8 protein-coding genes are annotated in these 9,107 nt (G+C 69.4%); 2 read left to right on the top strand and 6 right to left on the bottom strand.

Annotated features, from left to right (window positions below):
• Positions 1-546: 546 nt before the first annotated feature.
• From H5411_RS45065 to H5411_RS45050, 4 genes are all read right to left on the bottom strand, one after another.
• Entirely contained in the window at positions 547-1,521 is a 975-nt protein-coding gene (locus H5411_RS45065) for a chitinase (RefSeq protein WP_183127871.1), read from the bottom strand.
• Positions 1,522-1,718: 197 nt separating this feature from the next.
• A complete protein-coding gene (locus H5411_RS45060) occupies positions 1,719-3,035 on the bottom strand; it encodes an MFS transporter (RefSeq protein WP_101438747.1) in 1,317 nt (438 codons plus the stop codon).
• A gap of 54 nt (positions 3,036-3,089) precedes the next feature.
• Entirely contained in the window at positions 3,090-3,863 is a 774-nt protein-coding gene (locus tag H5411_RS45055; protein WP_101438746.1) for an SDR family oxidoreductase, read from the bottom strand.
• The gene (locus tag H5411_RS45050; protein ID WP_101441196.1) at positions 3,860-4,612 is read right to left on the bottom strand and encodes an SDR family oxidoreductase; all 753 of its coding nucleotides are present in this window, start codon (positions 4,610-4,612) and stop codon (positions 3,860-3,862) included. The genes H5411_RS45055 and H5411_RS45050 overlap by 4 nt, the downstream gene beginning before the upstream one ends.
• Before the next feature lie 64 nt (positions 4,613-4,676).
• Here H5411_RS45050 and H5411_RS45045 point away from each other — a divergent pair, with 64 nt between their 5' ends.
• Positions 4,677-5,519, top strand: a complete 843-nt coding sequence (locus H5411_RS45045) for an aldehyde dehydrogenase family protein (RefSeq protein WP_208637468.1) — start codon at positions 4,677-4,679, stop codon at positions 5,517-5,519.
• Between the two features lie 306 nt (positions 5,520-5,825).
• Here H5411_RS45045 and H5411_RS45040 read toward each other — a convergent pair whose 3' ends face one another.
• A complete protein-coding gene (locus tag H5411_RS45040; protein ID WP_208637706.1) occupies positions 5,826-7,049 on the bottom strand; it encodes an acyl-CoA dehydrogenase family protein in 1,224 nt (407 codons plus the stop codon).
• Positions 7,050-7,116: 67 nt separating this feature from the next.
• On the bottom strand, positions 7,117-7,956 hold the full coding sequence (locus tag H5411_RS45035) for a TetR family transcriptional regulator (protein ID WP_244194801.1): 840 nt from the start codon (positions 7,954-7,956) through the stop codon (positions 7,117-7,119).
• A 106-nt stretch (positions 7,957-8,062) separates the two neighbouring features.
• On the opposite strand from H5411_RS45035, the gene H5411_RS45030 reads away from it, so the two are divergent.
• Complete coding sequence (locus H5411_RS45030; protein WP_101438743.1) at positions 8,063-9,088, top strand: phosphotransferase family protein; 1,026 nt, start codon at positions 8,063-8,065, stop codon at positions 9,086-9,088.
• Positions 9,089-9,107: the final 19 nt, after the last annotated feature.

The following is a 9,107-nucleotide window of genomic DNA, read 5'->3' as shown; positions in this document are numbered from 1 at the left end:
GCCGATTTCGCCTCCACAACCTGGCGCGGTCGCTCCCCCACCGTGCGACCGTGCCCGGCTCACCCAAGCCGCCCGCAACCACCACACCCCTCAACCGACCAAGGCTCTCGGCCACACCCCACCGTTCACTCAGGCCCACTCAGACTGACCGCGCCCCAGACCCCGCCCTGAACCCGGCCACCGCCCTCGACCGACCAAAGCTCGGCCAGACCACCCCGCCCGCTCCCGGCCCCACACGGACCGATCGCCACCCAGATCCCGCCCTGAACCCGGCCACAGCCCTCAATAGGCCAAGGCGCATCCCGGCTGCTGGCCGGGCACTTTCCGCGCCCAAAAGATCCACCACGGCGCAGCCCCCTCGCCCAGAACGCAACACGGTCGTCCCTGTCAGACCGCAAAGCAAACTCCCCCAGGTCACCAACCGGCCGTGCCAGAATCCGCCGCTGGCTCCTCTGCCGCCCAACCCGCGAGGTGGCGACGAGGCCGCACCCCTCGGAACGGCGGCCTCGTCGCCAAGCTCAGGCCCGGACTCGAGCCCCGGCCCGATCAGCCGTGATACCCCGCCACGATCTTCGTGAACGCGTACTTCGGCTGCGAGATTCCGCTGCACTCGCCGCCGCCCGAGCAGTCCCGGTTGGTCGCCCAGAAGGTGAAGCGGGCGAGGTGGTGGCTGGCGGCGTAGTCGCGGATCGCGGTGAAGTCGGCCACCGACACGACCTCGCCGGGATTGTCGGTCTTGCCGTTCATCGACGACAGGCCCGCGTGCCGGTACGCCGTGGCGCTGTCCCAGCCGAACGTCGACTTCAGCTGTCCCACGAGACCGTCCACCGCGGACTTCGTCTTGCCTGCCATGTCGCCGCCGCTGGAGAAGTCGAACGGCATCACCGACCACACGTCCACCGGTGCGCCGATCGCTTTCGCCTGCTTGATCAGCCGCTTGCCCCAGTCGTTCGGGCCGGACGTTTCGGTCCCCATCGTAATCACGACGCGCACCCCGGGGTTCTTCTGCTTGGTGATCTTGACCGCGTTCAGGATCCGGTCCTGCACAGTCGCGTTCTCGAACTCGTCGGTGTTCTCGATGTCGAGGTCGATCGCCTTGAGGCCGTACGCGTCGATCACCTTCTGGTACGCCCCCGCCAGCGCGGAAGCCGACGAGCATTTCGCGCCGAGTTTCGTGCCGGACCAGCCGCCGAAGGACGGGATGACGTCGCCGCCCGCGTCGCGGATGCTCTTGATCAGGGTTTGGTCCGAGCCGGTCAGCGAACGGTCGCCGTCCCACTTCGGGGTGCACGAACCGTCCGACAGCATGAACGCGAGCGTGAACGTCTTGATCCCGGTCGCGGACATCGCCGCCGACGCACTGGTCTGCCCCGCCCACTGGTACAGATACGGCGAAGCGAGCACCGGGTCCGGAGCGGCCGCGAGCCGCGGACCGGGCGCGGCCGTGGCCACCCCGGCCGCGGTCGCGAGAGCCGCCCCTGCCGCCGCCGCGAGCGCGGCCAGCCGACGCACTGATTTCATCGTGTTCCTCCCACGAGCACCACGGAACACCTCCGGTTTGAGGCGGCGGGATCAACCCGGGAGGAGTGCACCCGGAAGGGTGCCGTCACACAGTGGACTAGACCAAATCAGCGTGTCAAGAGCCACTGCCCGAACGGCGCACCGGACCGGAAAGGGCGCGCCCGGCCCGTTTTCCCCCGGCCGGGCGAGGCCGAAAGTCAGGAGCGGCCGGCGGCGGCCCCCTCGCCGAGTCCGTCGGAGAAGTCGTGGTCGCGGGTCTCCGGCAAGGCCAGCACGCACAGGAAGCTGAGCACCCCGAGCGCGACCAGCACGAGCGAAACCGGAACCGTCGAACCGGTCGACGCCCACAGATCGGTCGAGATCAACGGCACGATCCCGCCGCCGATCACCCCGGCGACGCTGTACGCGATCGACGCGCCGGAATACCGGTACCGCACCCGGAACAGCTCGGGCAGAAACGCGCCCATCGGCCCGTACAGCATCGCGAAGCACGCCAGGCCGCCGACGAAGCCGAGCGTCAGCAGCACCGGGTTCCCCGTCCGCAGCAAAGTGAACAGCGGAAACGCCCACACCACAACGGAAACCGCGGCCGCCGCGCTCAGCCGCCGACGGCCCCATCGGTCGGATTTCATCGCGAACACGAGCGTCGCGACACCCATCACGGTGGCCGCGATGAGCAGGCTGATCAGGACAGTCGTGCGCGGGATGCCGAGCGTGGTCGTCGCCATCGAAAGACAGAATGTCGTGACGGTATAGAAAAGCGCGTGCGCGAGCACGAACGACAACGTCGACAGCACCAAAACCCGCGGTTGTTTCCGCAGCAGTTCAAACAGCGGGACTTTCACCTGTTCGGCTTTGTCCAACGCGGCCTGGAAAACCGGCGTCTCGGCGATCTTGATCCGGATGTAGAACCCGACCGCCAGCAGCACCGCGGAGAACAGGAACGGCAGCCGCCAGCCCCAGGACAGAAACTCGGCGGGCGGGAGCACGGCGTCCAGCAGCAGGAACAGCAGATTGCCCAGCACGAAGCCGATCGCCGGGCCGAGCTGCGGGAAAGCCGAGTACAGCCCGCGTTTGCCCGGCGGCGCGTACTCCGTCGACATCAGCACCGCGCCGCCCCATTCGCCGCCGAGGCCGATGCCCTGCACGAAACGCAGCACCACCAGCAGGATCGGCGACCAGATGCCGAGCGTGCCGTAGTCCGGCACCAGCCCGACGGCCACTGTGGACAGTCCCATCACCAGCAAGGACGTGACCAGCATGGACTTGCGGCCGATCCGGTCGCCCCAGTGTCCGAAAAGGATCGCCCCGACCGGACGCGCGACGAACCCCACCGCGAACGTGCCGAGCGAGGCCAGCACCCCGGCGGCCGAGGAGAACGTCGGGAAAAACACCTTCCCGAACACCAGCGCCGCCGCGGTCCCGTAAATGTAGAAATCGTAGAACTCGATGGCCGTGCCAATGAGACTGGCGGTGGCGATGCGCGACATGTCGGCCCGCGCGGGTGCGGTCATTCCGGCTCCCTGTTCTCCCCTGCGGCCCCGTGCCGCCCCGGGGAGAATATCGGGTCACGCGTCGCCGGGCAGCTCCTCCATTTTCCGCTGCAGCTTGTTCATCCCGCCGAGCCAGCGATCGGTTTCGGTGGCGCGCAGCGCATAGAAGTCGGCGACCTCGGGGTGCGGCAGCACCAGGAACCGGTTCTCCGCCATCGCGACGAACAGCGCGTCGGCCACCTGCGGCGGGTCGATCGCGGACGCGCCCATCAGCAGTTTTCCGCGTTCGCCGGTTTCCTCCAGCATCGCGGTGCGCACGCCCTGCGGGCAGATCGCCTGGACGGTGATCCCGCGGTGCCGGTAGGTGGCGGACAGCCATTCCGCGAACGCCAGCGCGCCGTGTTTGGTCACCGAATACGGAGCAGAGCCGAGGCTGGTGAGCACACCGGCTGCGGACACCGTCGCGACAAACCGGCCCTCGCCGCGCTCCAGCCACGCCGGCAGCAGCAACCGCGCCGCGCGGACGTGCGCCATCACGTTCACGTCCCACGCCAGCGACCACGCATCCTCGTCCGCACGGGCGTCACCGAACGGCGCGACCCCGGCGTTGGCACAGAAAACGTCGATCTCGCCGAGCGTTTCGCGGGCGGCGTTGATCAGGTCAGCCACCCCGGACTCGCTTGCCACGTCACCGGCGAACGACGTACCGCCCACCTCCGCCGCGACTTCGGCAGCACGGTCGCCGTCGAGGTCCGCGACGACGACGCGAGCCCCGTCCGCAGCGAATCGCCGCGCCAGCGCCGCCCCAATTCCGCCGCCACCGCCCGTGATGACGACCCCGGCGCTCACAGACCGCCGCCGAGCGTCACGCCGCCGTCGAGAACGACTGTCTGCCCGGTCATCCAGCCCGCTTCGCCGGACAACAGGAACGCCACCGCGCCCGCGATGTCCTCCGGCACACCGAGCCGCTTCATCGGATACGCCGCCGCGACTTCTTCCTCGCGCCCCTCGTAAAGCGCGGTCGCGAACTGCGTTTTGACCACCGCCGGAGCCACCGCGTTCACCCGGATCTTCGGACCGAGCTCGGCCCCGAGTTCCTGGGTGAGCCGGATCAGCGCGGCCTTGCTGACGCCGTACATGCCGATGCCCGGCGAGGTGCGGATGCCCGCGATCGAGGCGACGTTGACGACCGCCCCGCCGTGCTCGCCCATCCACGCGTCGCGCGCGGCGCGGATCCACGACAGCGGCGCGACCACGTTCACCGCGAAGATCTTGCTCGCGGCGGCCGGGTCGATATCCACCATCGGACCGAAAACCGGGTTGATGCCGGTGTTGTTGACCAGCATGTCGAGACTGCCGAACTTCTCGACCGCGGCGGCGACCGCCTCCTGCTGGTGCGCGGCGTCGTCGGCCTTGCCGGGCACCGCGATCGCGACGTCCGGACCGCCGAGCTGCTCGACGGCCTCCGCGAGCGGTTCCGGCTTGCGCGCCGTGATGCACACCTTCGCCCCGCGCTCGACGAGCCCCTTCGCGATGGCCAGCCCGATCCCCCGGCTGGCCCCTGTGACCAGGGCAACCCGGTCCTTGAACGACTCCACCACACCGTCTCCTTGTCCGCCGCTGGACAGCCACTGCTAAGCGACCGCTTAGCAGAGAATATCGGTGATACCTCGCCACGCAACCTCAAGCCGCTGCAGCGGCCGTCACAACACCGCGGGTTACCAATGCCCAAACCCTGCGTGTCCACTGGAAGTCGCCCCGGTCGGCCGCCGCATCGCCGCCGCCTGCGGCGAACGGCTGCGCCCGGTCACCCTGGAACTAGGCGGCAAGTCCTCGGCGGTGGTGCTCGAAGACGCCGACCTCGACCAGCTGGCCTCGGTCCTGATCCGCACCTGCCTGCGCAACACCGGCCAGACCTGTTACCTCGCCACCCGCATCCTCGCGCCGTCGTCGCGCTACGCCGAGGTGCTCGACGTGGTGACGCGCACCGTTTCTTCGGCCCCGCAAGGCGACCCGTTCGACGAACAGACGGTCTTCGGGCCGATGGCCTCGCGCGCCCAGTACGAAACAGTCCGCGAGTACCTCGTCTCCGCCCACGACGAAGGAGCCCGCGCCACGACCGGCGGCCACCCGCTCGCCACCGACCGGGGCTGGTTCATAGAACCCACTGTTTTCGCCGATGTCACGCCGGACATGCGCATCGCCCGGGAGGAGATCTTCGGCCCGGTGGTGTGCGTCCTGCGGTACGACAACGTCGACGAGGCGGTCGCACTCGCCAACGACACCGCCTACGGACTCGGCGGAGTGGTCTTCTCGGCCGACCCGGCGGCGGCACAAGCGGTCGCGAACCGGATGGACACCGGGTCGGTCGACGTGAACTTCTTCGGTTCCAACCACAACGCGCCCTTCGGCGGCAGGCACGACTCGGGCATCGGCGTGGAGTACGGAGTCGAGGGTCTGGCACAGTACGTCAGCTACAAATCGATCCACCGCCGGACCGGGTGAGACGCCGGTCCCGGCCTGCCGGAGCTGTGCGGGCGACTACCGCACTCGTCGCGTCGAGCTGAGGTTCGCCGGAGTCGAGGAAAAACGCAGCCTCGAGCCCAGCGACTGCCGAGCAACGCGTCGTCGGTGAAGAGGTCGACGAGGCAGTGCGGACCGAGCAGTTCCGGGTTGATCATCCACGAGCGGGCGCGCCGTGGTGACCGCGTGCTCCGCGCTGCTGGCGTCGCGGCGTTCCTGCGGCCCTTGCGCACCTGGGCGAATCGCCCGGCGATGCCTGCGATTCGGGGCTCGATCTCATGATCCCGGTCAGGCCGGCGGCAACACCGGGTCGCGCCTGAGTTCCGCCTTGGCGATCGAGCGCAGGTGCACCTCGTCCGGTCCGTCGAACAGACGCATCGCCCGATGCCAGGCATACATTGCGGCCAACGGCGTCACGTCCGTGACCCCGGCTCCGCCGTGCAGCTGAATCGCGCGGTCGATCACGCGGGTCGACGCGCGCGGCACCGCGACCTTCGCCATCGCGACCAGGTCGCGCGCGGCTTTGTTGCCAGCTACGTCGATGACGTGGCTGGCGCGCTGGCACAACAGCCGAGCCTGGTCGATCTCCAGCCGCGATTCGGCGATCTGCTGCCGCACGACGCCTTGGTCCGCCAGCGGCCCGCCGAACGCGACCCGCCCCTTCGCTCGCTCGACCATCAGCGCGAGGGCTCGTTCGGCCGCCCCGAGCGCGCGCATGCAGTGGTGGATGCGCCCGGGCCCGAGCCGGGCCTGTGCCGCGGCGAATCCGCCGCCCTCTTCGCCGATCACGTTCTCCACCGGCACCCGTACGTCAGTGAAGCGCACCTCGGCGTGACCGTGCTGATCATGGTGGCCGAGCACGGGATAGTCGCGCACGACGGTGATCCCGGGCGTATCGCGCGGGACGAGCACCATTGTCTGCTGCCGGTGGGCGGCCGCCGCGGGATCGGTCTTGCCCATCACGATGAAGACGGCGCATCGCGGGTCCATCGCCCCGCTGGTCCACCACTTGCGGCCGTTGATCACGTAGGTGTCGCCGTCGCGCTCGATCCGGGTGGCGATGTTCGTGGCGTCGCTGCTGGCGACCTCCGGTTCGGTCATCGCGAAAGCGGAGCGGATCTCGCCGGCCAGCAGCGGGGCGAGCCACTGCTGCTTCTGCTCGGCGCTGCCCAGCAGATGCAGCAGTTCCATGTTGCCGGTGTCCGGGGCTTGCCCGTTGATCGCCTCGGGCGCGAGGTCCAGGCTCCAGCCGGACAGCTCCGCGATCGGCGCGTACTCCAGCTGGGTGAGGCCCGATGCGGCGGGCAGGAACAGATTCCAGAGATCCTGGGCTTTCGCCTGCCGTTTCAGTTCCTCGACGACCGGCGGCACGGTGTGGTCGTCCGGTCCGGCGGCACGGCGGCAGGCGACGTACTCGGCTTCGGCGGGGAGCACTCGCTCCCGCATGAACACCGTCATCCGCTCGTGCAGTTCGCGAGCGCGAGCGGACGGGGCGGGAAGATCGTAGTCCAGCACAGCACTCCTCTGAACATTACCGAGCAATTGGTCGGTCCGACCGTACGGTCAAGTCGGCCGAGTGTCAACGGACGCAGCGGACGACGTCCAACGCGAAGCCGACATACTGGCGGGCGACCGTTTCCGGCGACGACGGACCCTTCGGCGACCACCATTGCGGCAGGGCGGTGCACAGCGTGACCACCGCGCGGGCCGCCTCCTTCGGCAACGGCGTGGCCATCAGCCCTCGCCGGCAACCCTCGACCACCTCGTCGTCGACCATGTGCTGCATCTCCTGGCGGACGGCCGCGATGCGGATCCGGTTCGGCTCCTCCAGGCTGCGCATCTCGCTGGCGCCGATGAAGCCGAGTTCACGCCGGTGGGTGTGGTAAAGCGCCAGGCATTCGACAAGGCGGGTGAACCGGTCGACGGGTCCGTCCGCTTCCGCTCGCGCCGCCCGGGCCCTGCTGAGCAGGTCGTCCATCGTCAGGTCCAAGAGGGCGACAAGGAGATCCTGCTTCGTCGGCCAGTGATGGTAGACGCCGGGCACGGACAGGCTGGCGCGCGCGGCGATGTCGCGGATGGTCGCCCCGTGATAACCGAGCTCGACGAACGCTTCGAGCGCACCGGCCAGCGGCGGATCCAGCCGCAACGGCGGGAACTCGCGCCATCCTCCCTCAGCGAGGACCGGGACGCCCCGCAGCCGCGCCTCGTCGACGCCCAGAAGCTCCGCCGCTTTGCCGAGCCGGACGTCGTCGACCTTCGTGCGCCCGTTCTCCACCGCGCTCCACGTCCCGGCGCTGACGCCGAGCGCTTTGGCCGCCTCGCGCAACGTGAGCCCTGCCGCGGTCCGAGCGGCGCGCAGCCGGGCACCCAGCTCCCGCCGCGCGTCGTGGTCCTCGGCCGAGATCCCCCGTGTTGCCACCGCATTCGCCCTCTCGCCGCTTGACAGTGAAGCACTGCTCGGGGATCGTACTCGACAACGTGTTCAGTTTTACCGTTCGACCGCTCGGGATTGAAGGATTGGCCGCATGCCGACTGAAGTCAGCCCGCCAGGGGTGTCCGTGTCCGCGCTCGAGGAATTCCTCGCGAGGGCGGTGCCCGGGCTTCTCACCGGGCCGCTCCGGGCCCAGCTCGTGTCGGGAGGCCGGTCGAATCTGACCTATCTGCTGACCGACGGCTCGGGCCGGTGGGTGCTGCGCCGCCCGCCGCTGGGGCATGTCCTCGCCACCGCGCACGACATGGACCGCGAGTTCCGGGTCCTCAATGCACTGCACCCGAGCGAGGTGCCGGTGCCCGAACCGGTCGTCCGAGGCGGGCCGGAGGTGCTGGGGTCCCCGTTCTACGTCATGGCCTTCGCCGACGGCGACATCCTGCGCGAACGTGCGCAGCTGGAAGCTTTCGAACCCGGTGCGGCCGCGCAGCTGGCGGACTCCCTCGTCGAGGTTCTGGTCCGCCTGCACCGGACCGATCCCGCCGCCGTCGGGCTGGCCGACCTCGGACGGCCGGACGGTTATCTCGAACGCCAGCTGCGCCGTTGGGCACGCCAGCTAGCCGCGTCGCACAGCCGGGACCTGCCCCGGCTGACCGCATTGGGCGAGCGGCTCGGCCGCCGGATTCCGCACAGCGGCCCGGCAGCGATCGTGCACGGTGACTACCGGTTGGACAACCTCGTCGTCGACCCCGGGACCGGGAGCGTGACGGCCGTCCTCGACTGGGAAATGGCCACCCTCGGCGACCCGCTGACCGACCTCGCCTCCGCGGTGGTGTGGTGGGACGGCATGAACGGCCTGGACAGCCCCGTCGCCGCCGTGCCTGGGGAAACGCCCGGCTTCCCCGACGGGCAGTTCCTGATCGACGCCTACGCACGCCGCAGCGACCACGACCTGTCTGCTCTGCCGTGGTACCTCGGATTCGCTTTCTACAAGATCGCCGCGATCTTCGAAGGCATCCACTACCGCAGCATTCAGGGCCTCACTGTCGGCGACGGGTTCGAACGACTCGGCGCGCTGGTGCCCGCACTCGTCGAACGCGGCCACTCCGCACTCGGCTCCTGACCGGAAGAACGCAAAGGAC

Origin of the sequence: Amycolatopsis echigonensis (assembly GCF_014174495.1) — a bacterium.
GTDB classification, from domain to species: domain Bacteria; phylum Actinomycetota; class Actinomycetes; order Mycobacteriales; family Pseudonocardiaceae; genus Amycolatopsis; species Amycolatopsis echigonensis.
Note: the sequence above shows the minus strand (reverse complement) of the source record. Positions and strands in the feature narration are given on the sequence as shown.